This window comes from Micromonospora sp. NPDC005172 (assembly GCF_040608555.1).
Taxonomy (GTDB): Bacteria; Actinomycetota; Actinomycetes; order Mycobacteriales; family Micromonosporaceae; genus Micromonospora.
The window spans coordinates 203348-229438 of record NZ_JBEXIL010000002.1; the positions used below are offsets into that span (position 1 = coordinate 203348).

Consider the following 26091-nt stretch of genomic DNA (forward strand, 5'->3'; position numbering starts at 1 on the left):
CCGGGGGAGCCCATGAACACTGAGAAACTCACCACCAAGAGCCGCGAGACCATCACCGGCGCTGTCACCCTGGCCAACCAGCGTGGCCACGCGACAGTCGAGCCCTGGCACCTGCTGCTCTCCCTGCTCGACACCGACGGCTCGACCGCCGCCGGCCTGCTGCGCGCCGTCGGGGCCGACCCCGCCGAGCTGCGCCGGGTCGCCGAGCGCGCGGTCGACGCTCTGCCGGCCGCGCGGGGCTCCAGCATCGCCGAGCCCACGCTGGCCCGCGAATTCGTCAACGCCATCGGGGCCGCCGAGCAGATCGCCCGGCCGCTGGGCGACGAGTACACCTCCACCGAACACCTGCTCGCCGGGCTGGCCCGCGTGGGCGGTGCCGTGTCGGCCGCCCTGAAGTCGGCCGGGGCCACCGAGGAGGCTCTGATCGCCGCCTTCCCGACCGTCCGGGGCGGAGACCGGCGGGTCACCACCGCCGACCCGGAGCAGACCTACCAGGCGCTCAGCAAGTACGGCGTCGACCTGACCGCCAGCGCCCGGGACGGCAAGATCGACCCGGTCATCGGCCGGGACTCCGAGATCCGCCGCGTCATCCAGGTGCTCTCCCGGCGTACGAAGAACAACCCCGTGCTGATCGGTGAGCCCGGCGTCGGCAAGACCGCCATCGTGGAGGGCCTGGCCCAGCGGATCGTGGCCGGTGACGTGCCCGAGTCACTGCGCGACAAGAAGCTGGTCTCGCTGGACCTCGGCGCGATGGTCGCCGGCGCGCAGTACCGGGGCCAGTTCGAGGAGCGGCTGAAGTCCGTCCTGGAGGAGATCAAGAACTCCAACGGCCAGGTCATCACGTTCCTCGACGAGCTGCACACCGTCGTCGGCGCCGGCAAGGGCGAGGGCTCGATGGACGCCGGCAACATGCTCAAGCCGATGCTCGCCCGCGGCGAGCTGCGGATGGTCGGCGCGACCACGCTGGACGAGTACCGCGAGCACATCGAGAAGGACCCGGCGTTGGAGCGGCGCTTCCAGCCGGTGCTGGTCGGCGAGCCGACCATCGAGGACACGATCGGCATCCTGCGCGGGCTCAAGGAGCGCTACGAGGTGCACCACGGCGTACGGATCACCGACGCCGCGCTGGTCGCCGCCGCCACGCTCTCCGACCGGTACATCACCGACCGGTTCCTGCCGGACAAGGCGATCGACCTGGTCGACGAGTCCGCGTCCCGACTCCGGATGGAGATCGACTCCCGGCCGGTCGAGGTGGACGAGATCGAGCGGGCGGTCCGCCGGCTGGAGATCGAGGAGATGGCGCTGGCCAAGGAGCCGGACGCGGCCTCCGCCGAGCGGCTGGCGCGGTTGCGCCAGGAGCTGGCCGACAAGCGCGAGCAGCTCACCGTGCTCTCCGAGCGCTGGCAGACCGAGAAGAGCCACATCACCAAGCTCTCCACCGCCAAGGAGGAGTTGGAGCGCCTGGGCGGCGAGGCCGAGCGGGCCGAGCGCGACGGCGAGCTGGAGCGTGCCGCCGAGCTGCGGTACGGCCGCATCCCCGCCCTCAAGGTCGAGCTGACGCAGGCCGAGGAAGAGTTGGCGCAGCTCCAGGCCGACGGCGCGATGCTCAAGGAGGAGGTCGGCTCGGACGACATCGCCGCGGTCGTCGCCTCCTGGACCGGCATCCCGGCGGGCCGCCTGCTGGAGGGCGAGACGGCGAAGCTGCTGCGGATGGAGGAGTCGCTCGGCGGCCGGGTGGTCGGCCAGGCCGAGGCCGTGAGCGCGGTCTCCGACGCGGTACGCCGGGCTCGGGCCGGTGTCGCCGACCCGGACCGCCCGACGGGCAGCTTCCTCTTCCTCGGCCCGACCGGTGTCGGCAAGACGGAGCTGGCCAAGGCGCTCGCCGAGTTCCTCTTCGACGACGAGCGGGCGATGGTCCGCATCGACATGAGCGAGTACGGGGAGAAGCACTCCATCGCCCGTCTCGTCGGTGCCCCGCCCGGCTACGTCGGTTACGAGGAGGGCGGCCAGCTCACCGAGGCCGTACGCCGCCGGCCGTACTCGGTGATCCTGCTGGACGAGGTGGAGAAGGCGCACCCGGACGTCTTCGACGTGCTGCTCCAGGTGCTCGACGACGGTCGGCTCACCGATGGTCAGGGCCGCACGGTGGATTTCCGCAACGCCATCCTGATCCTCACCTCCAACCTCGGATCGTCGGTGATCAGTGACCTGACGTTCTCCGAGGAGCAGCGCCGGGAGGGTGTCCTCGCCGTCGTCCGGTCGCACTTCAAGCCCGAGTTCCTCAACCGGCTCGACGACATCGTGGTGTTCGCCGCGCTGCGCGGGGACGATCTGCGGTCCATCGCGGACATCCAGCTCGACCGGATGCGACGCCGTCTCGCGGATCGTCGGCTCGGCCTGGACATCACCGAGTCCGCCCGTGGGTGGCTGGCCGAGCACGGCTACGACCCGATCTACGGTGCCCGTCCGCTGCGCCGCCTGGTCCAGACGGCCATCGGCGACCAACTGGCGAAGGCGCTGCTGTCCGGAACGATCCGGGACGGCAACACGGTCAAGGTCGACCTCGACCCCGCCGGTAACGCCCTGACGGTGACAGCCGCCTGACGTTGACGATCAAGAGGTTCGCGTCATCGGGACGTCTTCTGATGACGCAAACCTCTTGATCAACAGGGTGAGAGGCGTGCCGACGGGGAAAGGATGAGGACATGTTTGGGATGTCCAGGTGGGAGCGGGACCTTCGTGCCGCGGCGGACGAGTTGATGGCCGCCGACACGTTGGCCCTCGGTGGTGTGGGATTCGCCGGTGAGGTGCTGCCGGTGACCGAGGCGTACCGCCGCGTCGAGACCGCACTCGACGACCACCCCGAGGAGGTACGCCGGCAACTCGACCGCGTGCTCGCCGAGGGCTCGCCGGCCGGCCGGGCGTACGCGGCGACGCTGCTGGAACGGGCCGACCCGACGGCCGCCCAGGCGGCCTGGGCGTCGCTGCGCGACGATCCCACCGAGTTCACCACCTTCGTCGGCTGCGTCATGGGCCGCTCCACCCTCGGCGACTACGCCACCCAGCGACTCGCGGCGGCCTGACGATCCCGCCTCCTGGACACTGGCAACTGTCGATGGCCGTACCCGGCCATCCGCCGGCTGCCGTCGGTAGCTGAGCTTTCGGTCACGACGCGACTCATTTCGGTGCGCCAGGTTGTTACCGTCTGCGCCGACGTACCTGGGGAGGTGGTCGGGTGGACGGGTCGCTGGCGTTCCTGGTGGGGGCCGTCGTCGTACTCATGGCGGTCGTGCTCGTGGTCGTCGTGCGCGCCCGGCGGCGGGCCGCGGCCCGGCCCACCGACCTGCCGCCGACCCGCCAGCTGGCACCGGGTCATCGCGTCCGGATCCACCAACGGGAGTACGTCGTGAGCGGCACCATCCGTCTGGTCGAGGGGGACTGGACCTGGGTGCAGCATCTCCTCGACGACGCCTCCGGCACGCCGCACCGGCTCTCCGTGGAGGGCGACGGTGGTTCCGAGTTGGAGGTGGTGCTCTGGACCGCCGAGTCCGGAGCGACCGTCACCCCCGGCGCGCCGACAATCGACCTCGGCGGCCTGCGGTACACCTGGGCCGAGACCGGCCAGGCGCGTTACACCGCCATCGGCGAGACCGGCCTGCCGGCCGAGGGCACGATGCGCTACCACGACTACCAGTCGGGTGGGAACGCCCGGCTCTCCTTCGAGGCGTACGGCGAGGAGGGTTGGCGGGTCGCGCGCGGTGCCCTGGTCGACCCGGCCGACCTGGCGATCCGACCCGCCGACGACGCTCGCTGAACGACCCGACGGGCGTGCCGCTTTCGTCACGGCATGCCGGAGTGGCCGGTTGCCGATACGGTGTGGGCCCGCTCTAGGAAAGGAGAATCGTGGTCGACTCCCCGAGCACGCCGGCCCGCCAACGGCCCTCCACCGTGACGATTTCCAGCTACCTGCTCTACCTGTTCCTGGCGTGCCAGGTGATCAGTCTCATCATCACCCTCTCCACCATCGGCAAGACGCGAGACGTGCTGCGCGACGCGTACGCGAGCAGCACCGCCGAGGGGGCCGATCAGGTCGCCGACTTCTTCTTCGCCTTCGGCCTCGGCAGCGCGATCCTCGTCCTCCTGCTGGCGGTCGTGCTGGGCGTGCTGGCCATGTTCAACAACCAGGGCCGTAACGGCGCCCGGATCACCACCTGGATCGTCGGCGGCATCATGGTCTGCTGCACGGGTGGCACCCTGCTCAGCGGTGCGGCCGGCGGCTTCACCACCGGTGGTAACAGCGGCAGCGACATGCCGAGCGCCGACGAGGTCCAGCGACGCCTCGACGAGGCGCTGCCCGGCTGGATCACCCCGGTCAGCCTCCTGCTCGGCGTGATCAGCCTGCTGGCGCTGCTGGCGGCACTGATCCTGCTGGCCCTGCCCAAGTCGAACGAGTTCTTCCGCAAGCCCGCCGCAGCCTGGGAGCCGCCGACCCCGGGCGCCAGCTACCCGGCGTACCCGCAGGCCTCCGGCCAGCCCGGCTACCCGCCGGCTCCCGGCCAGCCCGCCTACCCGTCGACCCTCGGCCAGCCGTCGGGCGGGGAGCCGGCCTACCCGTCGACCCCCGGCCAGGGGTCCGCGCCGGAGCAGCCGACCACGCCGCCGGCGAACCCGTCCAACCCGGACCGGCCGGACGACACGCCGCCGGCGGACCGCCCCGGCACGACGCCGCCGTCGACGAGTTGACCCACCGATAAGCACGACGCCGACGATCCCTCCGAGTAGGTTGCAACCCGACGCCTACCGGAGGGATTCGTCGTGTCGTACCCCGAATCGGCACCGCCCCGCCGGCCCGCCGTGGTCCTGCTGGCCACGGCCGTGTTGCTGCTGATGGCGGTCGGCGCGCTCGCGTACACCGTCGTCGACCTGACGGTGCTGGGTCGGACGGTGGACGCGTTCCGCGCCGCCGCCCGGGACACCTCGGCCAGCCCGCAGCAGATCGACGACATCGTGACCCTGCTGCGCGCGTCGGCGGCGCTGACCGCGGTGGTGGCCGCGCTGTCCGCACCCGTGCTCGCCGGGCTGGCCCTCGGACTGTCGACGGGTAGACGCGGAGCGCGAATGGCCACCTGGGTGATCTGCGGGCTCGGCCTGCTCGCGGGCTGTTGCAGTGTGGCGGTGCTCGTCGGCGAACGTGCCGCGCCGCTGCGGCTGGGGGCGGACGAGCGGGCCACCGCCGAGCTGCTGGGCCTGATCTCGGACGCGTACCCGTCCTGGTGGATACCGCTGAATGCCGGACTTTCGGTCGGGCAGGCCCTCGGTTACCTTGTGGTAGCCACGCTGCTGGCCCTGCCGGCGGCGAACGCCTGGTTCGGTCGACACCGTCGCACGACACCCACCACGCCGTCCGTCCCACCCGCGTTTCCGCAGGCGCCGGCCGCGCCCCCGTACCCACCCAGGTGAGGACCGCCCGTGACGCTCGAATCCACGACCCCCGAGCGGCGGGCCCTGGTCACCGGTGCGACCTCCGGTATCGGCGCGGCGTTCGTCCGGCGTCTGGCGGCCGACGGATGGCACCTGGTGCTCGCCGCGCGGGACGCGGATCGACTGGCCGGGATGGCCGAGGAGCTGCGCACCCGACACAGCCACGACGTCGAGACGCTGTCGGCGGATCTGTCGACCGATGACGGCTGCGCCATCGTCGAGCAGCGGCTGGCGTCCGACAGTCCCATTCACCTTGTGGTCAACAACGCCGGCATCAGCCTGAACAAGCCGTTCCTGCGCTCCACTGCGGAGGACGAGGCGCGGCTGCTGCGACTCAACGTGCACGCAGTCATGCGATTGACCCTGGCCGCGCTGCGCCCGATGACCGAACGGCGCGATGGGGCAGTGATAAATGTCTCTTCGGTTGCCGGGTTCGGCGCGGTGATGCCTGGCTCGACCTACTCGGCCAGCAAGGCGTGGGTCACCAATTTCAGTGAGTCCGTGGGGCAGTCGGCACGCCCTTTCGGCGTCCGGGTGATGGCTCTGTGCCCCGGTTACACGCGCACCGAATTCCACGAACGGGCTGGCATCAACATGTCCAAGACGCCCGAGTGGATGTGGCTGCAAGCCGAGGACGTCGTCGACGAAGCCCTGCGTGACCTGCGTAAAGGCAAGTTGGTAAGCGTTCCGGCGTGGAAGTACAAGGTGGCCGTCGCCGGTCTGCGGCACGCGCCCCGCCGGCTCCTCGAAGTGGTCTCCCGCGACACCCGTGGCCGGATCGGTCGCGAGGAGCGCTGAGCCGACGGCGCCTCGTCGCGCCGTGGAGGCTGCCGTCGGACGCTGGCGCACCGCTCTCGTGCCGGTAGCGGAGCGTAGTCGAACATCGCCAGCCATCGGTGTCTCGCCGGGCCGATGGGGTAGGGCCGTCCACACGACGTTCAGAGTTGCGCAGTAACCTCTATCGCCATGGGGGACCACGACGACCTGCGTAAATTCATTACCGACCTGGCTGTGGTCCACGGCCGGGTGGTGCTCTCATCGGGGCGCGAGGCAGACTGGTACGTCGATTTGCGACGTGTCACGCTCCATCACCGTGCCGCTCCGTTGGTCGGTCGGGCGCTGCTCGACCTCACCGCCGACTGGGAGTACGAGGCCGTCGGTGGCCTCACCCTGGGCGCGGACCCTGTCGCGCTCTCGATGCTGCACGCCGCCGCTCCGACCGGCCGCGCCCTGGACGCCTTTGTGGTGCGCAAGGCGGGCAAGGCCCACGGTCTACAGCGACGGATCGAGGGACCGGAGGTGGCCGGCCGCCGGGTGTTGGCGGTCGAAGATACGTCCACAACGGGCGGAAGTGTGTTGACCGCTGTCGAGGCACTGCGCGAGGCCGGAGCCGAAGTCGTGGGCGTGGCGGTTATTGTTGATCGAGGCGCCGGCGACGCGGTGCGAGCCGCCGGATTGCCGTACAGGGCGGCCTATACGTTGGCTGACCTCGGCCTTGTGGCGTAAAAGTTTACCGATTCGGATCTGCTGATATGCAGGCGGATCGATGCTGCTGGTGGAAGGATGGAATACGTGGGAACTGCGTTGGCCGAAATGACTATGCCTCAGATCTCGCCGCTTGCCGGTGAGCCGATCGAACGTGCCGATGCCGAGCGTCTCGCGGGGGTCCTCAAGGCCCTCGCCGATCCCGCTCGGTTGCGGCTGCTCAGCCTGATCCAGTCGGCCCCCGAGGGCGAGGCGTGCGTCTGTGACCTGACCGCGCCGCTCGGCCTCTCTCAGCCGACGGTCAGTCACCACCTGCGTATCCTCACCGAGGCCGGCTTGCTGGAGCGGGAGAAGCGCGGTGTCTGGGCGTACTACCGGCTGGTCCCGAGTGCGATCGCGACGATCGCCGACCTGCTGACCCCGCCGCGCAAGCGAGCCACCAAGAAGGCTCGCTGACGCAGGCTGCGCACCGTCTCGTTCCGAGGCGGTGTCCGGTGGCGAACCAGGGGTGGCGCCACCGGTAGCTGATACCTGCTCGTCCTCGGCCGCACCGCCGGAGGTCGGGTCCGACATGCCGACGGCCGACCCCCTCACCAGGGGGCCGGCCGTCGTCGTACCTCGGATCAGTGCTCTTGGCCGTGGCCCCGACGGTCGTGCGGGTGCTCGTCGTGGTCGAACTTCTCGCGTACCGCGTCGACCGCACCCGCCGCGCTGGCCGCCGCGACGACAGCGACCGCCTCGCCGCGCTTGCGGGCCCGCCGGTCGCGGAGGAACTCGAAGAAGATCGGCAGCACCGAGATCGCGATGATCAGGGCGACCACCGGCAGGATGTAGCGGTCGATCTTGTCGCCGATGGCCTGGTAGATCCGATCGGCCAGCAGGTAGCCGATCAGCAGGATGCCGTCCACCCAGAGCACGCCGCCGACGATGTTCCACAGCAGGAACTGTCGGGCCGGCATGCCCAGCGCCCCGGCGACCGGGTTGAGGAACGTCCGCACGATCGGGATGAAGCGCGCCAGCACGACGGCCTTGGCCGGGCCGAACTTCTGGAAGTAGTACTCGGCCTTCTCCACGTACTCCTTCTTGAAGAGCCGCGAATTGGGCCGCTCGAACATCCGCCGGCCGTACCGTGCGCCGAGCCAGTGCCCCAGCTGCGCACCGATGATCGCGCAGATCGGCCCGCCGATCAGCAGGCCGGCCAGTGAGAGCCGGGTGCCGTCGCCGAAGATGGCGTCCGCCACCGGCGAGGCTGCCACACCGGCGAGGAACAGCAGGGAGTCACCGGGGAAGAAGAAGCCCACCAGCAGGCCGGTCTCGGCGAAGAGGATCACCCACACGCCGACCAGCCCGAAGGTCTGCAACAGATCCTTGGGATCGAGCGGGTTCAGGGCGACGCTCTCCGTGAGAGCGCGGGTCTTCTCAGCTGTGTCCACGGCCACAAAGGGTACCGAAGCCCGGTGCCATCGCCGCGCCGGACCGGTGCCTACCACCCGCTGGCCGTATACGACGGTGCCCCGCCGACCTGCGTGGTCGGCGGGGCACCCGTACTGCTGGGATGGATCAGGCGACGAAGCGGGTCCGGCGGCGCTTGGCCACCAGGTAGCCGCCGACGCCCGCGGCGAGCAGCAGCGCGCCGAGGCCGGCGACCAGGCCGGTCGACTGACCGGTGATCGGCAGGGTGCCGCCGTCACCGCCGCCCTGACCGTCGGTCGCACCCTTTATGGTGAACGCGGCGGTGTCGTTCTTCGGGTCGAGGTCGGCGATGGTCGACCCCTCGCCGTCCAGGTTGAAGTGCAGCAGGTGCACGGAGCCCGGCGCGCCGGCCAGACTGTCGATCCGCAGCCCGAACTCGAACACGGCGGTGTCGCCCTTGTGCAGGGTCTCGTACCAGAGGCAGAGGTAGGCGCGAGCGCCCGGATCGCCGTACCAGCCGACCACCTCACCGTCCTTGAACGGCGAGCACTCGTCCGGCGCGGTCACGACGGTCGCGCCGGCCGGAATGGTGATCTCGGCGACGGTGGTCAACTGGTTCGGCGAGTACGTGTTGATCGCGGCTGGCCCGTCGTTGACGAAGCCGACCTTGGTGTTGACGGTCTTGCCGACGGCACCGGCAACTTCGGCCCCGTTGGCAGCCACGTCGGCCCGCTGGTTGCCGGTCACGGTCGCCGCGATCATCGTGATGTTGTTGCTCGGGTCCTTGTCGGTCTGCTTGAGCTGACGTGCCTGCGCGGTCGGCGCCGGAACCAGGGTCAGCGCTGGTCCGGTGCCCTTGCGCCACTCGCCGTCCGGGAACGGGGACTCCGCGAGGTAGGCGGCCCAGTCGCCATCGGCGAACCACTCGGCCGAGCCGTACTGCTCGCTCGGCGCCCAGGCGTCCGAGGCGATCGTGAGCGCGGAGGACGGGTCCAACTGGACGACGGCACCCGGCTCGATCTTCTGGTCCATCGTGCACTGCGCGAAGTTCGTGCCGAACGCGTAGAGGTAGGAGCAGTTCGAGTGCTGGGCCGCGGTGAGACCGGTGCCGGTCAGCAGGAGGACGGCGCCGTTGGTGGTCTTGTCACCCACGTTCGCGACCCGCAGGGGCGCCTTCACCGTCGCTCCTGGCGCGCCCGAGACCTCAAGGACGTCGTCCGCCTTGAGGTCCACACCCTCGCCCACCTCGATCGTGGAGGTGGCGGTGACGTTCGCCTTGCCCTTGGTGGCCATCGTCAGGGTGAGGTCACCCCTCTTGCCGACCGCCGCGGTGTCCTTGGCCTTGACCGTGAGGTCGAGGACGTAGTCGATGGTGTTGGCACCCCGGAGATTGCAGGTGATGAGCGCCCCCTTCTCCGAGCAGCCGGGCACGGCGTCGGTCAGGGTGACGGTGGCGAAGTCGGACACCGCAGTGCGGTCGACCGTGACGGTGAAGTAGTCAGGCAGGGCCTCGGCGAACGCCTGGAGCATGACGGACTTGGCCTCGCCGCCGGCGGCGAGGAGAGCGTTGTTCGCGTACAGGAAGACCTCGTTCGAGGGCTCCTCGGCGGCGGCCGGGCTGGCGGAGGCGGCGACGAACGCGCCTGCGACGCCGAGTCCGGCGAGCCAGCGCCGGGTGGAGTGCGTGAGCATGAGGGGGATTCCTCCAGTAGGGGGATTCAGGTGCAGCCTGCGGATCTTAAGGAATCGCTAAGGTTCACCGCCGTCCCTGATCACCGCTCAGTCGGCAGGTCGAACCGAAAGGCTGATCACCGCCGCAACGTTCCGCCCGCCCGCTCCCGTCATCTGAGGCAGGACCCCGGGAGGTGCAGTGACGTACGAGGAGTTCGCGGACGCGCGACTTGCCCCGCTGCTGCGGTACGCGGTGATGCTCACCGGTGATCCACACCAGGCGCAGGATCTGGTGCAGGAGACGATGGTCCGGGTCCAGCTGAACTGGCGGCGGGTCGCCTGCGCGGACTCGCCCGAGCGGTACGTGCGCCGGATGCTCACCAACCAGTACGTCGACTGGAAGCGCGGCTCGTGGATGCGTCGGGTGCTGCTGCGCGGGGAACCCGACGAGTCCCTTCCGGCATCCGTCGACCACGCCCAGTCCGCCGTGGACCGGGACCAGATCTGGACCTGGCTGTCCCGGCTGCCGCGCCGACAGCGCGCCACCCTCGTGCTGCGCTACTACGAGGACCTGCCCGACGCCGAGATCGCCGACATTCTCGGCTGTGCCGTCGGGACCGTCCGTTCGTCCATCTCCCGGGCCCTCGCCACGCTCCGGGCCGAGTACGTGGAGGTTCGCTCATGATCGAGGATGACCTGCGTGCCGCCTTCGCCCGGCACGAGCCGCTGACCCCGCCGACCGGTCCGCTGCGCGCCGCGATCGACCGACTGACCATCCGACATCGCCGCCGCCGTCGACGCTGGCAGGCCGGCGGCACCGCGCTGGCCCTGCTCGGGGTGCTGGGGCTCGGGGTGCCGCTGCTGACCCCGGAGCGCGGGGGGCCGCCGCCGGCCGCCGAACTGCTCGGTGAGTCCGCCCGGCCGGTACCGCCCGGCGCCCTGAACATCCTGCTGCTCGGCCTCGACGGCGACGGTCCGGCGGCGACGCGGGCCGACGCGGTGCTGTTGGTACACATCCCGGCCGACCGCAGTCGCCCCTACCTGGTGTCGCTGCCCCGCGACCTGGGGGTGTCGGTCCCGGGCCACGGCACCGACAAACTCAACTCCGCGTTCCCGTCCGGCGTCGGGTCGTCCCGGCCGGAGATGACCAAGGGGTACGACCTGACCCGGCGTACGGTGGCCGAACTGACCGGGGTCCAGGTGGATGCCGGCGTGGTGCTGACGTACCGCGTCCTGAGCACGCTTACCGATGCCGTGGGAGGTGTGCCGGTCTGCCTGCCCGACCAGGTGCGTTCCGTCCACACCAGGCGGGTCTTCCCGGCCGGCTGTCACCGTCTCGACGGTGCCGCGTCGGTCGACCTGCTCCGCCAACGCTACGGTCTGCCCGAGGGCAGTCAGGACCGCGACCGGAACGCTCGGCTCTTTGCCGCCGGTCTCGTCCGCCAGGCCACCGACCGGGGCATACTCACCGATCCGGTACGCCTCGCGAAACTGCTGACCGTCGTCGGCCCGGACCTCGTGGTGTCACCCGATCGGGCGGCCGTGCTGAACCTGCTGCGGCTCGTTCCCACGCTGCGAACGGTCGAGCCGGTCGGGCTCGGTCTGCCGGTCGTCGGGCCGACGGCGAGGGACCGTCACCTGCGCGTCGACCCGGCGTTCGCCCCGGAGTTCCTGCGAGCGCTGCGGGAGGATCGACTCGGCGAGTGGGCGGACCGTCACCCGGCGTTGGTCGACGTCGCTCGGTGAGCTGTCAGCGGTAGTCGTCCTCGTCCCCGGTGACCACCCGGGCCTGCTCCATGGCGTCCCAGTCGTCGACCTCCATGCCGCGCTGCGGCTCGACGTCGGCGTGGACCGGGTCGACCGTGGTGGCCTGTTCGACCGCGTCGGCCGGCTCCGCCTCCGGATCGCGTTCGTCCGCGGCGAGGTGGTCGCCGGGGGTGAAGTCCTCATCGGGCTGACCCATGGTCCCTCCCGGGGTCTCGGGGCACGGCTCCCACCACCGTACGGGCTGCGTCGGCTTCCCGCCGGCAAGCCGACTCGGCCGAATCACCCCGGGACGGTGCGCGCCGGTGCCAGGATGGTGCCGTGGGCTTCCTCATCCGACTGGCGATCACCGCTGTCGCGTTGTGGGTGACCACGCTGATCGTGCCCGGCGTCGACGTGCACGGCCGTTCGGGTGGCAACACCGTGCTCACGCTGATCGTGGTGGCGCTCATCTTCGGCGTGATCAACGCGGTGCTCAAGCCGATCATCCGGGTGGTCGGCTGTGTGTTCTACCTGCTGACGCTCGGCCTGTTCGCCCTGGTGGTCAACGCGCTGCTCTTCCTGCTCACCGACCGGATCGCCCGCGGGCTCGACCTGCCGTTCCAGGTGGACGGTTTCTGGGCGGCGTTCTGGGGAGCGATCGTGATGACCGTGGTCACCTGGCTGATCAGCGTCATCGTGCCGGACCGTCTGGACACCCGGTGAGCGGCTGACACCCCCTCGGTTGGTCCTGCGCACCTCACCTGCGGGATACTGCCGGGCGGAGGACAGCGCGGTCCGGCGCACAGACGAACAACAGCGGCCAGCACGGCCGAGAGTGGTAAGTAAGGAGCACATCACATGCCCATCGCTTCCCCCGAGGCCTACGCGGAGATGCTGGACCGCGCCAAGGCTGGCCGGTACGCGTACCCCGCGATCAACGTGACCTCCTCCCAGACGCTGAACGCGGCGCTCAAGGGCTTCGCCGACGCGGAGAGCGACGGCATCATCCAGGTCTCCACCGGTGGTGCCGAGTACCTGTCCGGTCCGTCGATCAAGGACATGGTCACCGGCGCGGTGGCGTTCGCCGCGTACGCGCACGAGGTGGCCAAGAAGTACTCGGTCAACATCGCCCTGCACACGGACCACTGCCCGAAGGACAAGCTGGACAAGTTCGTGCGTCCGCTCATGGCCATCTCGCAGGAGCGCGTGAAGCGCGGCGAGGAGCCGCTGTACCAGTCGCACATGTGGGACGGCTCGGCCGTGCCGGTCGCCGAGAACCTGCAGATCGCCTCCCAGCTCCTCGACGAGGCCGCCAAGGCCAAGATCGTCCTGGAGATCGAGGTCGGCGTCGTCGGTGGCGAGGAGGACGGCGTCGAGAACGCCATCAACGACAAGCTCTACACCACCACCGATGACGGTCTGGCCATGGTCGAGGCGCTCGGCCTCGGCGAGAAGGGCCGCTACATGGCGGCGCTGACCTTCGGCAACGTGCACGGCGTCTACAAGCCGGGCAACGTCAAGCTCCGCCCGGAGATCCTCAACCAGATCCAGGAGGCGGTCGGCGCCAAGTACGGCAAGGACAAGCCGCTGAGCCTGGTCTTCCACGGTGGCTCGGGCTCCCTGCTCAGCGAGATCCGTGAGGCTCTCGACTACGGCGTGGTGAAGATGAACATCGACACCGACACCCAGTACGCCTTCACCCGGCCCGTCGCCGACCACATGCTCCGCAACTACGACGGCGTGCTGAAGATCGACGGCGAGGTCGGCAACAAGAAGCAGTACGACCCGCGCGCCTGGGGCAAGGCCGCCGAGGCCGGCCTGGCAGCCCGTGTCGTGCAGGCCTGCGAGGACCTGCGCTCCACCGGCACCACAATGACCAAGTAACGACGTACGCAGCGACGGCCGGCCTCCCGCGGGGGCCGGCCGTCGTCGTTCAGGTCGTCAACAGGTGGACGGCCTCGCGGACGTCGTCGGTGAGGTGGATCGTCGACGACAGGTCACCGAACGGCGAGGCGGCCAGCAGCGGGCGCAACAGCGCCTCCACCGGAAGCTCCCGCGTCCAGTAGTCACGGTCCAGGAAGATGTACGCGCCGCTGGCCCCGTCGGTGCCGTAGTAGGTCTTGGTGGCCGCCTGGAACACCTCCTGCACCGTGCCCGCCCGCCCCGGCGCGAACACGATGCCGCCCCGGGCGAGGCGCAGGATGGTGTCCTCCCGGATCGCGTTCGAGAAGTACTTCGCGATCCGTCCCGCGAACAGGTTCGCCGGCTCGTGCCCGTACAACCAGGTCGGGATGGCCAGTCCGCCGCTGCGCGCCCAGCCGAGATCGTCGCCCCGCTGGCGGGGCACGCCCGCGTACCGCTGTCGGACCGTCAACGCGACCCCCGTGTACCGGTGGTGGTCGGTGAAGTCGGGCGCGGTGGCCAGCAGGTCGATCGCCGCCGTCAGGTCCGCCGCCGGGCGGTCCGCCAGGTACGCGCCGAGGTTCGCGGCCTCCATCACCCCCGGACCACCGCCGGTGACCACCAGCCGGTCGGCCCGCGCCAGCTCCCGACCCAGCACTGCCGCCATCCGGTACGCGGGACTGCCGCGCCGCACCGCGTGCCCGCCCATGATGCCCACCACCGACTGCGACCCGTGCGCCGCCAGCCAGGCCCGGGTGGCATCGCCCAGCGCGTTGTCCACGCCATGGTCGTGCAGCCGCTGGCCGAGCGCCTCCTTCACGTCCGGCAGCGCGCCGCCGTGCGCCCGGTAGTGCTCGTACACCCGGGTGTCGTACATCCCGGCGAACCCGCCCTCGACGAACCCGGCGGCGAGGTCGTCCGGGGTGTAGAGGTGCGCCGGCTGGGTCGGGTACGGCAGCCCGGAGAACGGCGGCACCACGTTCGCGCCGCGCCGGACCAGGTCGGCGCCGACGTCCCGGGAGGCGAACCGGCAGCCGACGAAGAGGGTGCCGGTGACCTCGATACCGGTCAGGTCGGGCACCGGAGCGAGGTCGAGGCGCAGCCCCTGCACGGTCAGCCCGGTCAGGCGACCGGTCGTCAACTGCCGGTCGAACTCGTCCCGGGTCTGGATCTCGTTTGCGTGCAGCTGGGGTTCGATGACGTCCGTGGGTGGTGGGGTCGGCACCCGGCCATCCTGCCCCTTCGGCGGGGTCGGCCAAACCCCGGGCGGTCCAGGACGCGACAGGAGCCCGGCGGTCGTGGCCACCGGGCTCCTGCGTAACCGGTTCCTGGGGAGGCTCCGGACCATTAGTTGTAGTGGAAAACACCTGGCGGCGGCATAGGCCGCAGGCGTGATGAACTCCTCAGCCGTTCAGCGGAACGCGTCGGCCGACCCGCTCGCGTGTCGCCCTGTCCAGCGGGTTGAATGGGGCGATGCAGAACCTTTTGCCGGAGCCACCGGCCACCCTCCTGCCCGCGAACGACGAGGCCGACGCCGCTCTGGCCGCCGCCCAGGAGGCCGGCACCGACGAGGCGTACGCCGAGGTCGCGGCCCGCTTCCCGACCTACAGCGCGGCCTGGGGCGCGCTCGCGGCCCGGGCGTTCGCGGCCGGCGCGGTGGTGACGGCGTACGCGTACGCGCGCACCGGCTACCACCGTGGCCTGGACCAGCTCCGCCGCAACGGCTGGAAGGGCCACGGGCCCGTGCCGTGGTCGAACGAGCCCAACCGGGGCTTCCTGCGCTGCCTGTACGTGCTCTCCCGGGCCGCCGACGAGATCGGCGAGGCCGACGAGGCGGCCCGCTGCGCCCAGTTCCTGCGCGACTGCGACCCGGCAGCGGCGGACGCGCTCGCCAGCAACTGACCCGCTTCGACGGCCGGCCCGACACCGGGCCGGCCGTCGGCTGGTCAGAGCCCTTCGGCGACCGCTGCGGCGATCTTCAGCCAGGCGTCCCGGGTGGCCGAGGACAGGCCGCCGTACCGGATCGGCTCGCCGCTGTCGATGAGCCGCTCGTACGGCGCCAGCAGCACCGCCCTGGTCCGGGCCGCGAAGTGCTCCTGGATGGCCGGCAGGTCGATCTCCTTGCGGGACGGCGGCATCGACACCACGGTGACCGCCTGCCGGACCAGCCGCTGCCGGCCGCTCTGCTCCAGGTGGTCGAGCATCCGGGCAGCGGTCTCCGCGGAGTCGTTACGCGCGGACATGGTGACCACGAGTTGGTCGGTGGCATCCATCGACGCCTGCCAGTTCTGCGCCCGGACGTTGTTCCCGGTGTCCACGAAAATCAACTTGTAGAACCGGCTGACCACCTCGCGGATCTCGGCGAACGCGGCAGCGGTCAGCATCTCGCCACCGGTGGCCGACTCGTCCGAGGCGAGCACGTCGAACATGCCCTCGCCCTGCGAGCGAACGTACTGCGACAGGTCGCCGACCCGCCCGTGCGCGCCCTGGAACTGCCCGAGGTCACGCAGCATGTCCCGCACCGTGCGGGAGTGGAAGTCCTGCTGGGCGCGCATCCCGAGGGTGCCCTGGGTCTCGTTGTTGTCCCACGCCAGCACGTAGCCGCCGCGCTTCTGCCCGAACGTCATCGCGAGCAGCAGGATGGCCACCGTCTTACCGGCACCGCCCTTCGGGTTGACGACTGTCACCTGCCGCAGCCCACCGAAGTTGCGGCGCACCATCTCGATGTCCCGCTTGAGCTCCTGCTCGTGCCGTCCCGGCGAGAGCCGGAGCAGACCCATCTTGTTGACCACCGCGCGTACGCCCATGGTGGCCACCGGGTCGGCGGGCCGTACCTGCCGGCGGCGGGCGAAGTCCTCGGCGGTCGGTGCGGCAGTGGTCTCCGGCGTCCACGTGGCGTCCGGGTAGCCCGTGGCCGGCACGCGCGCCACCGGGTCGGTCTCCTGGTACTGCTGCGGCGGGGCCGGCGACACCGCGGCCGTGCCCTGCTGCCACGGTGGCGGATACCAGCCCGGCGACGGTGGGAACGGCCCGGGCGGCGGGGCCGGCACCGCGTCCTGCTGCGGCGGGTCGACCGGTGCCGGGCCGGCCTGACCAGGGATCGCCGTCGAGTACGTCTGCCCGGTGTAGGCCTGCCCGGCGTACGTCTGCCCCACCGCACCACCATTGTCGACGGCGGGCGTCGGCGGTGGCGGAACAGGCGGGGCGGGAATCGGCGGCGGCGGGATGCTGGCCCGGTCCTCTGCCGACGGGTGCGGGCTGGCCGGCCGCTGCGGTGGATACGCCCAGGGCGATTCGGCCGCCGGCCGCGCAGCCCCGACGGCAGGCACGCTCTCCCCGCCACTCGGAGACGCCGGTTCCGCTCCCGGCCCGGCGGCGGTCGGGTTCGCCGTTCCTGGGCCTGGGCCTGCGGTGCCTGAACCTGCGGGGGCCGGGCCTGCCGTGCCTGGGGTTGCCGTGCCTGGGTCTGGGGTGGCCGCTCGGTCGGCGGCTGCGACTGCTGCCGGCGGGTGGTCCAGGGAGAAGGGCAGGTCCAGGTCGACGCCGCCCGACACGGCCGACGGCCCGGGGACCGCGCCCGGGCCGGGCTCGTCCGCAGGCACCGCCCCGGTCGCGGCTCCGGCTGGTCCGGGCGCGGCACCTGTGGCCCCGGTGCCTGCTGCTCCGCCCGCACCACCCGACGACGCGGAGGTGCTCGCCGAGGCCGCGGGGGCGGGGTTCGGCGTGGCGCTGTCGGTGGTTGGCGTACCGGTGGTCGACGGCGACGAGTCGTTGCCGGGACCGACGAGTCCGCCAACGGCAGGCGGAAGCGGTGCCGTCGACGGAGCGGGGGCGGTGGGCGACGCCGTCGAAGCGGGTGGAGTGGCCGGCGGGTCGGCCGGCGGCCAGCTCGGCTGCGCCGGTGCCCAGCCCGTGCCCGGCGCGCCCGGCCCGCCTGGGCCGTTGGCTCCCCAGCCGCTCGGTGGCGGCACCGCCCCGGTCAGCGACGGGTAATCCGACGGAGACGGCGGGGGCAGGGCCGCAGCGCCCGGCTGCCCGGGGACCGCTGGACGCCCGACCGGCGGCGCGGCGATCGGCGGTGCGGTGACCGGCGGCGAGATGGCCGATGGCGCGGACGGCGACGGGTTGCTCCGCTGTTTGGCGACCGCCGCCCACGGCGGCACCACCTCACCCGCGCCCTGCTCGGTCGGATCGGGTGGCCAGAGTGGTTCGATGTCCCGCTCCGGCACCGGCTGCTGGCCGGGCACCTGCGCCCGGTCGGCGTTCTTGTCCATTACGGTTCCTCCCCAGTCCTCCTGCGAGGATAGGCCCACCGGCCGACCAGTGACGGTCGGCGCAACCGGGGTCAGACCACCCAGACCGCCCAGGCACCCGGCTCGACCCACCACGAGCGCTTGCGGGTCAGCTCACCCTCGACACCATCGTCGAGGTAAGGCACCTTTCCCTCACGGGGCAGCACCGACACCGCCCGTCCACGGGCCCGCCGCACTTCGAGGCGTACCCGCTTGCGACCCAGGGCCGAGCGGACGACCACCGGCACGGCCACCGCGACCTCGACCTGACCGTCCGTCGGGTCCGGCGCGGCCAGCAACGTCACGTCGTCGAGCGACGCGTACCCGCCGGCGTTGCCGACCGCGCAGGCCAGCAGCGGTTCGTCACCGTCGGTGAGGATGGTGTCGTCGACCTCCACCCGGGCCCGCCAGTACAGCGGGCGGCCCGCCTCGTCGGCGGCCCCGAGCAGTGCGCCGTCCAGGGTCACCGAGCCGCCGTCGTTACGCAGCAGGTCCAGCCGCCGGGGCGTGCCGTCCAGCACCGCGGCGGCCACGGCAGCCGGATCACGGGGCAACCCGAGCTGCGCGGCCAGGTCCCGCTGCGTGCCGCCGCGCGCCGGGTCGAGAGGGAGTACGGCGACCGGGGGCAGGTCGGGCAGGGTGCGGTCGTCACGGAGGTCCGCCGGGCGGCGACTCGGCGCTGGCGCGTACCGGCGGACCAGCCGGCGCAGCACGGCGCGCAACTGACCGTCGCTGGCCGTGGCGACGACCAGCCGGGTCTTGCCGTCCGTGTCCGGCCAGGTGAGGCCGTCCGGACGGGGTGGTCCGTCGAGCTGAGCGAGCACGGCGTCGATCTCCGCGTCCGAGCGGGCGGTGACCGTCTGCACGCGCGCGCCCCGGGCGGTCAGCGCATCGGCGCAGGCCAGCACCGGCACCCGGGGCCGATCGTTGGCACAACTGTCGGCGTCGCCCGGCGTGCCGCCGGTGTCGGTGCCGGTCGCCGCGTCGACGCTTGTCGCCGTGCCGGCCACGTCGGCGCCGGTGTCGGATGCGGTCGCGCCGCCGCAGCAGGCCCCGCCGCTGCCGCAACCGCCGGAAGCGTCCCGCTCCGACGCGAGGGTGAGCAGCACCACGTCGTACACCGAAGGAGCCTCCTGCCTCTCGACGCGACCCCTGCCGGTCGCGCCGTCACTACTTGTTAACCTGACACCCCGGGCTCGCCAACCGGTCGCCACCTGGCACCCGAGCCTTCTGGAGGCGGAAAAGATGCCAGCGATCGTGCTCATCGGCGCTCAGTGGGGCGACGAGGGCAAGGGCAAGGTTACCGACCTGCTGGGTGAGCGGGTCGACTACGTCGTGCGCTACTCCGGCGGCAACAACGCCGGCCACACGGTGATCACCCCGGACGGCCAGAAGTACGCACTGCACCTGATGCCGTCCGGAGCGCTCTCGCCGAACGCGATGATCGTCATCGGCAACGGTGTGGTGGTCGATCCGAAGGTGCTGCTCGCCGAGATCGACGGCCTGGCGGCGCGCGGCGTCGACGTGTCCCGGCTGCGGATCTCCGGTGACGCGCACCTCATCATGCCGCACCACCGGGCGTTGGACCGGGTGATCGAGCGCTACCTCGGTTCGTCCCGGATCGGCACCACCGGCCGGGGCATCGGCCCCGCGTACGGCGACAAGGTCGCCCGGATCGGCATCCGACTCCAGGACCTGCTCGACCCGGGCATCCTGCGCAAGAAGCTGGAACTCGCGCTGCGCGAGAAGAACCAGATCCTGTTCAAGGTCTACAACCGCAAGGCGATCGACCTCGAGGCGACCGTCGAGGAGTACCTGGAGTACGCGGAGCGGCTCAAGCCGTACATCGCGGAGACCCGGGCGATGCTCTGGGACGCGCTGGACCAGGGCGAGACGGTGCTGCTGGAGGGCGCGCAGGCCACCATGCTCGACATGGACCACGGCACGTACCCCTTCGTGACCTCGTCCAACCCGACCGCCGGTGGTGCCTGCGTGGGCGCCGGCATCCCGCCGACCGCGATCAACCAGGTGATCGCGGTGAGCAAGGCGTACACCACCCGGGTGGGTGCCGGGCCGTTCCCCACCGAGCTGTTCGACGCCAACGGCGCGCACCTGCGCAAGATCGGCGCCGAGTACGGCACGACCACCGGCCGGGAGCGCCGCTGCGGGTGGTTCGACGCGGTCGTGGCCCGGTACGCCTGCCGCCTCAACGGCGTCACCGACCTGGTCATCACCAAGCTTGACGTGCTCACCGGGCTGCCGAAGGTGCCGATCTGCGTCGGCTACGAGATCAACGGCAAGCGGGTCGACGACATGCCGATGAGCCAGACGGACTTCCACCACGCCACGCCGGTCTACGAGGAGCTGGACGGGTGGTGGGAGGACATCACCAAGGCCCGCACCCCCGAGGACCTGCCGGAGAACGCCCGCCGCTACATCGCCCGCGTAGAGGAACTCTGCAACACGAGGGTGAGCGTCATCGGCGTAGGCCCAGGCCGAGAAGAAAACGTAGTCCAACACCCCCTCCTCCCCTAACCCCCACCCCGCCCCGCCCGGCCCCGCCGGCCGGCCGCCCCGGACCTCGTTGATCATGAAGTTATTGCCCGCCGCGTCGGCGTGTCGTGGCAATAACTTCATGATCAACCCACTTGGCCAGTCGACTTATCCACAGGGGTGTCGTCGGTTGTCCACAGGGGGTTCCGGGCGGTTCTCTGGTCGGCCAGGGTGGCCGGATGGATGCCCTGGCTGCCGTGCGGCGCCTCGCTCGCTCGCGCGACGGGATTGTGACGCTCCGGCAGGCGCGTGCCGCCGGCTTCACCACCCACGAGGTGCAGCGGCTCTGCCGTGCCGGCCACTGGCGGGTCGTAACGCGTGGCAGCTATCTCGTGGACGCCGACCTGTATGGCGGGGTGCCGCGCCGTGCGCGGATCAGGGCAGCGCTGGAATCGTTTGGGCCGTCGGCGGCGGCCGTGCTCGCGACAGCCGCTGAACTGCACGGGCTGGCTGGTTTGCGGGCCACCGAGTCGATTCACCTGTCGGTGCCTGGGCCGACTGCCAGGCCGGCTCGAATCGCCCATCCCGAGGTGGTGGTCCACCAGTTGGTCATCCCGTCCGAGCAACTTGTTCGGGTGGACGGACTTATCGCGACCGAACCGCTCAGGACTCTTGCTGACGTGAGTCTTCGGGTCGATCGCTTCTCAGCGGTGAGTGTGCTGGATTCGGCATTGAACCGTCGGCTGGTGACAGCCGAAGACTTGCTCGCCCTGCCGCGCCTGATCCGTGGGCGGAGGGGTGCGATCGCGGCGCGTGCCTTCCTCGCTGAGGTGGACGGGCGGGCTCAGTCACCACTTGAGACGCGCGCCCGGCTCCGATGTGTCGATGGCAGGGTGCCGCCCGATGCGCTGCAACTCGAGGTACGGGACGACGACGGCTACCTGTTGGGCATCGGCGACCTCGGATGGCGTGGTTACCAACTCATCGCCGAGGCCGACGGTCGTGACCCGCATGGCCTGCCAGATGCCGTGTTCGCCGACCGGCACCGTCAGAACCGCCTGGTGAACGCAGGCTGGACCTTGCTCCGTTTCACCTGGCAGGACACCCTGCGCCCGGACTACATCCCGTGGAGCGTCCGACAGGCGATGGCCGCAGCCCGACACCGCTGATCATGAAGTTATTGCCCCGACACGCCGAGGTAATGGGCAATAACTTCATGATCACCGGCGAGGGCCGGGCCGGGCGGGGGCGGCGGGCGGCGGGCCGGGCGGGCGGCGGCGGGGGGATGGGGTTGGGGTGGGGGGCGGTAGGGTGGCGGGTTGTGCGGGTTCTCTTGGTGGGTGGTGGGGGGCGTGAGCATGCGCTCGCCCTCGGGCTGGTGCGTGATCCGGCTGTCGACGCGTTGATCGCCGCTCCCGGTAATCCGGGGATCGCCGAGGTGGCCGAGCTGCGGTCCGTCACCGCGACCGATCCGGCCGCCGTGGCGGCGTTGGCGGTGGAGATCGCTGCTGACCTGGTGGTTATCGGTCCGGAGGCGCCGCTGGTCGCCGGTGTCGCCGACGCCGTACGCGCCAAGGGCATCGCCGTGTTCGGGCCGTCTGCCGAGGCCGCCCAGTTGGAGGGTTCGAAGGCGTTCGCCAAGGACGTGATGACCGCCGCCGGTGTGCCGACCGCCCGGGCGTACGTCTGCACGGACGAGGAGAGCACCGCGCGGGCGCTCGACGAGTTCGGCGCGCCGTACGTGGTGAAGGACGACGGTCTCGCCGCCGGCAAGGGCGTGGTGGTGACCGACGACCGGTCCGCCGCGCTGGCGCACGCCGCCGAGTGTGGCCGGGTCGTGGTCGAGGAGTTCCTCGACGGGCCGGAGGTCAGCCTGTTCGTGGTCACCGACGGTGAGGCCGCTCTGCCGCTGCTGCCCGCGCAGGACTTCAAGCGGATCGGCGACGGCGACACCGGCCCGAACACGGGTGGCATGGGAGCGTACGCGCCGCTGCCCTGGGCGCCGCCGGGTCTCGTCGACGATGTCATGCGCGACGTGGTCCACCCGACGCTGGCCGAGTTGCGCCGCCGGGGCACGCCGTTCGCGGGTCTGCTCTATGTCGGCCTCGCGATGACCGCCGCCGGCCCCCGGGTGATCGAGTTCAATGCGCGCTTCGGTGACCCGGAGACCCAGGTGGTGCTCGCGCTGCTGGAGACGCCGCTGGGTGGGTTGTTGCACGCGGCGGCCACCGGCACGCTCGCCGAGCACCCGCCGCTGCGCTGGCGGGACGGTGCCGCGGTCACCGTGGTGCTCGCCGCGCAGGGCTATCCCGCCGCGCCGCGTACCGGCGATGTGATCACCGGTGCGGACCGGCCGGGCATCATCCACGCGGGCACCGTCCGCCGGGCCGGCGACGGCGCGTTGCTGTCCGCCGGCGGCCGGGTTCTCTGCGGTACGGCCACCGGCCCCGATCTGGCGTCCGCTCGAGACGCGGCGTACGCGCTGGTGGACGGGGTGGAGCTGGCGGGCTCGCAGCACCGCACCGACATCGCCGCCGCCGCGATCGACGACCGGATCACGATTCCCGCCTGAAGCCGTCGGTCGGCGTGGGTCAGGCCGGGGTCGTCGACTCCGCGCCTCGACGTCGGATCGGCGCGCGTCGCCACCACGTCAGGCAGCGCCACGCCCACTCGACCGGGCCGTAGCGGAACGTTCGCAGCCAGAGCACGCTCCACACCGCCTGGACGATGATGATGGCGACGGTGAGTCCCACGATGCGGGGCAGGTCGCGGGTGCTGTCGATGCCCAGCGGTGGACCGGCGAGCAGGAACAGTGCGGTGGCGCTCAGGTAGTTCGTCAGGGCCATCCGGCCCATTGGCGACAACACCGCGGAGAGCGCCGGCCCGGCCGGCGTGTGTAGCAGCAGTAGCAGACCGCAGCAGTACGCGAGGCCGGTGGCGATGCCGGCGAGCGGGGGTAGCAGGCTCACGCCGCCGCCTGGTCCGCCGAGGACGTTGACGGTTGGCAGGTCCACGTCGCGGATGGTCAGCACGATCCAGGTCACCGCGAGCGCGGCGAAGACGACGAATGCGATCGCCACCCGTCCGGTGCGACGCTCAAGGGCGGCCGGCACGCCCAGCGCCGCCAGCGCGTAGCCGAGGGCGAGCAGGCCCGGGATGGGCCCGTAACCGACGACGAGTTGCGCGCCGGCGAGCAGCAGCAGTACCGCGACGACGAGGGCCGTGCGCCCGCCGAGGTAACTCAGCGGCAGCAGCACGAGAAGGCCGGCCAACGCGTACGCGGTCAGCGCCTCCCCGGGGTGGACGACGAAGTGCGCGACACCGATCAGCAGGAGGACGACCAGTCGGCGGGCCAGCACCACCCGGGGCCGGCTGGTCCGGGTCGCGGCGCGTCGGAGGAAGATGCCGAAGCCGACACCGAACAGGATCGAGAAGATCGGGTAGAACCGCTCGTAGAAGAGCAGTTGCACCGCCTCCGGCAGCCGCGTCGAGGTGCCGGCCGCCTCGCCGCGGAAGACGACCTGCTGGTAGATGTTGATGATCAGGATGCCGCAGAGCGCGAAGCCGCGCAGCGCGTCCAGCGCGCCGATACGCGGCCCGACGGTGGAGACGTCGGTCGGTGCCGGTGGTCGGTCAGTCGTCCGTACCGATTCGGTCATGGGTCGATCCCACCGTGGGGTCGCCGAGTGTCGTCAGCGGAGAAAGTCGTGACCGCCACCTCCTTTCGTCGTATGCCGGTCGTGGTTTCGTCGGCTTCCCGCACGCGTGGCAGGCTGTTTTCCGGGCACCCGGTTACCCTGCTGCCATGGGCCGAGGCCGGGTGTTCCGGGTCACCGTGGACGTGCTGCTCGCGCTCGTGGCGACGGCGGCCGGCGGTGGGCTGGAACTGGCGGATCCGGACGTCGACACCAAGCTGGTCCCCGCACCTACCTGGGCCTACGTGGCCGCGCAGGTGGCCGCCGCGGTGATGCTGCTGGTTCGTCGGCAACGCCCGTACACCGCAGCGCTGACCATCGCCGGGATCAGTCTCTTCGCGCCGGCCTGGGCCGCCGTCCTCGTTCCGTATGCGGTGACGGCGTACGGACGGGGTCGGCGGTGGCGACAGTGGACGGTGATCGGGCTGCTGACGGTGGCGTTCCTGGTGGGGGCGAGCGCCTGGTCGATCGCCGATCCGTTCACAGCGCCGACTGTCATCCTCGCCACGGCGGTCCTGGGGATGTACGTCCGGGCCCGGCGGAGCCTGCTGGCGGAGTTGACCGACCGGGCGGAGCGGGCCGAGCGGGAGCGCTTGCTCCTGGCCGATCAGGCGCGCGTCGAGGAACGCGTGCGGCTCGCCGCCGAGATGCACGACGTGGTCACCCACCGGATCAACCTCATGGTGTTGCAGGCGGGCGCGCTTCGGGTCACCACCACCGATCCGACGGCCCGGGCGGCGGCCGAGGAACTGCGGGCGAACGGCTGCCAGGCGTTGACGGAGCTGCGCGACCTGGTGGGGGTGCTGCGGGGCGAGGACGGACACCCACGGGTTGATCCGGTCCCGGACGACACACCCGAGCTGGTCCGGTTGGTCGATGATTCCCGTGCGGTCGGTCTACCGGTGCGGCTCTCCGAAGTGGGCGACCCGCAGGGGCTCGCTTCGACGGTGCGGAGGACGCTGTTCCGGCTGATCCAGGAGTCGCTGACGAACGTGCACAAGCACGCGCCGGGTGCCGCCGCCACCGTGTCGATCGAGTACGGCACGCAGAAGGTGCTCGTCACGGTGTCGAACACCCCGGCGGGTCGCTCACCCGACGCTGCCCTGGCTGCCGCCGGTGGTGGCACCGGCCTGGCCGGGTTGCGGCACCGCGTCGAGGTGCTTGGCGGGACGTTCGCGGCCGGACCGACGACGCCGGGTGGCTTCGCCGTCCACGCGATGCTGCCGGTGCGGTCGTGATCCGGGTGCTCGTCGTGGACGACGAGCGGATGGTCTGTGCCCACCTGCGCACGATCCTCGGGTCCGCGCCGGACCTGACGGTCGTCGGCGAGGCGTACGACGGGGCGGACGCTGTGGAGGCTGCGGTGCGACTACGGCCCGACGTGGTGCTGATGGACCTGCGGATGCCGGGCGTCGACGGGATCAGGGCCACCGAGCGGATCATGACCCTGCCGTCGCCGCCACGGGTCCTGGCTCTCACCACGTTCGACCTGGACGACTACGTGACCGGCGCGCTCCGGGCCGGGGCGGCCGGTTTCCTGCTCAAGTCGACGTCGCCCGACGACCTGCTCGCCCTGGTGCGGGTGGCGGCCGCAGGGCACACGGTGCTTTCCGCGGTGGCGGCTGATCGTCTCGTCGCGCAGGCGGTGCCGAGCCAGCGTGCCCGTGACCTGCTTCTGTCGCTCACCGAGCGGGAGGTGGAGGTGCTGGAGAGCCTCGGGGCCGGCCGGTCGAACCAGCAGATCGCCCGCCGCCTGCACCTGTCCGAGGCCACCGTCAAGGGCTACGTCTCCCGGCTTCTGGTCAAGCTCGGTTGCGCCAACCGGACCCAGGCGGCGTTGCTGGCGCAGGAGGCGGGTCTGGGCCCCCGTCGGTGAGGCCGGTCGCCGGGCCGCCCGGGTCGGGTCACGACTC

General features: G+C 71.3%; 23 protein-coding genes and 2 pseudogenes. 18 read left to right on the top strand and 7 right to left on the bottom strand.

Features of this window, described 5'->3' with window-relative positions; all coding sequences use genetic code 11:
• The first annotated feature begins 12 nt into the window (after positions 1-12).
• From clpB to ABZV06_RS02285, 8 genes are all read left to right on the top strand, one after another.
• Positions 13-2604 carry an ATP-dependent chaperone ClpB gene (gene clpB / locus ABZV06_RS02250; RefSeq protein ID WP_355617856.1) on the top strand — a complete coding sequence of 864 codons (2592 nt, stop codon included), beginning with the start codon at positions 13-15 and terminating at the stop codon, positions 2602-2604.
• Positions 2605-2705: 101 nt separating this feature from the next.
• Positions 2706-3083: a hypothetical protein gene (locus ABZV06_RS02255; protein ID WP_355245488.1), complete on the top strand. Its 378-nt coding sequence runs from the start codon at positions 2706-2708 to the stop codon at positions 3081-3083.
• A gap of 152 nt (positions 3084-3235) precedes the next feature.
• A complete protein-coding gene (locus ABZV06_RS02260) occupies positions 3236-3814 on the top strand; it encodes a DUF4178 domain-containing protein (protein WP_355617859.1) in 579 nt (192 codons plus the stop codon).
• 89 nt (positions 3815-3903) lie between these two features.
• On the top strand, positions 3904-4743 hold the full coding sequence (locus tag ABZV06_RS02265) for a hypothetical protein (protein ID WP_355617862.1): 840 nt from the start codon (positions 3904-3906) through the stop codon (positions 4741-4743).
• A 72-nt stretch (positions 4744-4815) separates the two neighbouring features.
• A complete protein-coding gene (locus ABZV06_RS02270) occupies positions 4816-5460 on the top strand; it encodes a hypothetical protein (protein ID WP_355617865.1) in 645 nt (214 codons plus the stop codon).
• A gap of 9 nt (positions 5461-5469) precedes the next feature.
• Positions 5470-6279 carry an SDR family oxidoreductase gene (locus ABZV06_RS02275; RefSeq protein WP_355617868.1) on the top strand — a complete coding sequence of 270 codons (810 nt, stop codon included), beginning with the start codon at positions 5470-5472 and terminating at the stop codon, positions 6277-6279.
• Between the two features lie 168 nt (positions 6280-6447).
• A complete protein-coding gene (gene pyrE, locus ABZV06_RS02280; RefSeq protein WP_355245502.1) occupies positions 6448-6987 on the top strand; it encodes an orotate phosphoribosyltransferase in 540 nt (179 codons plus the stop codon).
• Between the two features lie 57 nt (positions 6988-7044).
• A complete protein-coding gene (locus ABZV06_RS02285) occupies positions 7045-7422 on the top strand; it encodes a metalloregulator ArsR/SmtB family transcription factor (protein ID WP_007454255.1) in 378 nt (125 codons plus the stop codon).
• A 167-nt stretch (positions 7423-7589) separates the two neighbouring features.
• On the opposite strand, the gene ABZV06_RS02290 is transcribed toward ABZV06_RS02285, so the two are convergent.
• Together ABZV06_RS02290 and ABZV06_RS02295 are read right to left on the bottom strand one after the other, a co-directional pair.
• The gene (locus tag ABZV06_RS02290; RefSeq protein WP_355245506.1) at positions 7590-8405 is read right to left on the bottom strand and encodes a DedA family protein; all 816 of its coding nucleotides are present in this window, start codon (positions 8403-8405) and stop codon (positions 7590-7592) included.
• Between the two features lie 121 nt (positions 8406-8526).
• Entirely contained in the window at positions 8527-10071 is a 1545-nt protein-coding gene (locus tag ABZV06_RS02295) for an LPXTG cell wall anchor domain-containing protein (protein WP_355617871.1), read from the bottom strand.
• Positions 10072-10249: 178 nt separating this feature from the next.
• Between ABZV06_RS02295 and ABZV06_RS02300 the strand changes: the two genes are divergently transcribed.
• Together ABZV06_RS02300 and ABZV06_RS02305 are read left to right on the top strand one after the other, a co-directional pair.
• On the top strand, positions 10250-10735 hold the full coding sequence (locus ABZV06_RS02300) for a SigE family RNA polymerase sigma factor (RefSeq protein ID WP_355617874.1): 486 nt from the start codon (positions 10250-10252) through the stop codon (positions 10733-10735).
• Complete coding sequence (locus ABZV06_RS02305; protein ID WP_355617877.1) at positions 10732-11796, top strand: LCP family protein; 1065 nt, start codon at positions 10732-10734, stop codon at positions 11794-11796. Before ABZV06_RS02300 ends, ABZV06_RS02305 begins: the two co-directional genes overlap by 4 nt.
• Before the next feature lie 4 nt (positions 11797-11800).
• Here ABZV06_RS02305 and ABZV06_RS02310 read toward each other — a convergent pair whose 3' ends face one another.
• Entirely contained in the window at positions 11801-12013 is a 213-nt protein-coding gene (locus tag ABZV06_RS02310) for a hypothetical protein (RefSeq protein WP_355245518.1), read from the bottom strand.
• A gap of 122 nt (positions 12014-12135) precedes the next feature.
• Here ABZV06_RS02310 and ABZV06_RS02315 point away from each other — a divergent pair, with 122 nt between their 5' ends.
• Together ABZV06_RS02315 and fbaA are read left to right on the top strand one after the other, a co-directional pair.
• The gene (locus ABZV06_RS02315; protein WP_354860252.1) at positions 12136-12519 is read left to right on the top strand and encodes a phage holin family protein; all 384 of its coding nucleotides are present in this window, start codon (positions 12136-12138) and stop codon (positions 12517-12519) included.
• A 135-nt stretch (positions 12520-12654) separates the two neighbouring features.
• Complete coding sequence (gene fbaA / locus ABZV06_RS02320; RefSeq protein ID WP_355617880.1) at positions 12655-13680, top strand: class II fructose-bisphosphate aldolase; 1026 nt, start codon at positions 12655-12657, stop codon at positions 13678-13680.
• Between the two features lie 49 nt (positions 13681-13729).
• Here the strand turns inward: fbaA and ABZV06_RS02325 are convergent, their stop codons facing one another.
• A complete protein-coding gene (locus tag ABZV06_RS02325) occupies positions 13730-14923 on the bottom strand; it encodes a hypothetical protein (RefSeq protein WP_355245524.1) in 1194 nt (397 codons plus the stop codon).
• A gap of 248 nt (positions 14924-15171) precedes the next feature.
• On the opposite strand from ABZV06_RS02325, the gene ABZV06_RS02330 reads away from it, so the two are divergent.
• Positions 15172-15600 (top strand): DUF3151 domain-containing protein, encoded by a 429-nt coding sequence (locus ABZV06_RS02330; RefSeq protein WP_355245527.1) that lies wholly within the window; start codon positions 15172-15174, stop codon positions 15598-15600.
• Positions 15601-15644: 44 nt separating this feature from the next.
• Here ABZV06_RS02330 and ABZV06_RS02335 read toward each other — a convergent pair whose 3' ends face one another.
• Both ABZV06_RS02335 and ABZV06_RS02340 read right to left on the bottom strand, forming a co-directional pair.
• Positions 15645-17972, bottom strand: a complete 2328-nt coding sequence (locus ABZV06_RS02335; protein ID WP_355617883.1) for a chromosome partitioning protein — start codon at positions 17970-17972, stop codon at positions 15645-15647.
• 71 nt (positions 17973-18043) lie between these two features.
• Positions 18044-19111 carry a hypothetical protein gene (locus ABZV06_RS02340; protein WP_355617886.1) on the bottom strand — a complete coding sequence of 356 codons (1068 nt, stop codon included), beginning with the start codon at positions 19109-19111 and terminating at the stop codon, positions 18044-18046.
• A gap of 124 nt (positions 19112-19235) precedes the next feature.
• On the opposite strand from ABZV06_RS02340, the gene ABZV06_RS02345 reads away from it, so the two are divergent.
• The 3 genes from ABZV06_RS02345 to purD all read left to right on the top strand — a co-directional run bounded on the left by ABZV06_RS02345 (position 19236) and on the right by purD (position 23055).
• The gene (locus ABZV06_RS02345) at positions 19236-20525 is read left to right on the top strand and encodes an adenylosuccinate synthase (protein WP_355245536.1); all 1290 of its coding nucleotides are present in this window, start codon (positions 19236-19238) and stop codon (positions 20523-20525) included.
• Positions 20526-20722: 197 nt separating this feature from the next.
• Positions 20723-21652 (top strand): type IV toxin-antitoxin system AbiEi family antitoxin domain-containing protein, encoded by a 930-nt coding sequence (locus ABZV06_RS02350; RefSeq protein ID WP_355617889.1) that lies wholly within the window; start codon positions 20723-20725, stop codon positions 21650-21652.
• Between the two features lie 152 nt (positions 21653-21804).
• Positions 21805-23055, top strand: coding sequence for a phosphoribosylamine--glycine ligase (gene purD, locus ABZV06_RS02355; protein ID WP_355245542.1), 1251 nt, complete (start codon positions 21805-21807; stop codon positions 23053-23055).
• A gap of 19 nt (positions 23056-23074) precedes the next feature.
• On the opposite strand, the gene ABZV06_RS02360 is transcribed toward purD, so the two are convergent.
• Positions 23075-24142, bottom strand: a complete 1068-nt coding sequence (locus ABZV06_RS02360) for a DUF418 domain-containing protein (RefSeq protein ID WP_355617892.1) — start codon at positions 24140-24142, stop codon at positions 23075-23077.
• Positions 24143-24699: 557 nt separating this feature from the next.
• On the opposite strand from ABZV06_RS02360, the pseudogene ABZV06_RS02365 reads away from it, so the two are divergent.
• Positions 24700-24978, top strand: a pseudogene (locus ABZV06_RS02365) (histidine kinase); the annotation flags it as partial.
• Positions 24979-25188: 210 nt separating this feature from the next.
• Positions 25189-26054: pseudogene (locus ABZV06_RS02370) on the top strand (response regulator); the annotation flags it as partial.
• Positions 26055-26091: the final 37 nt, after the last annotated feature.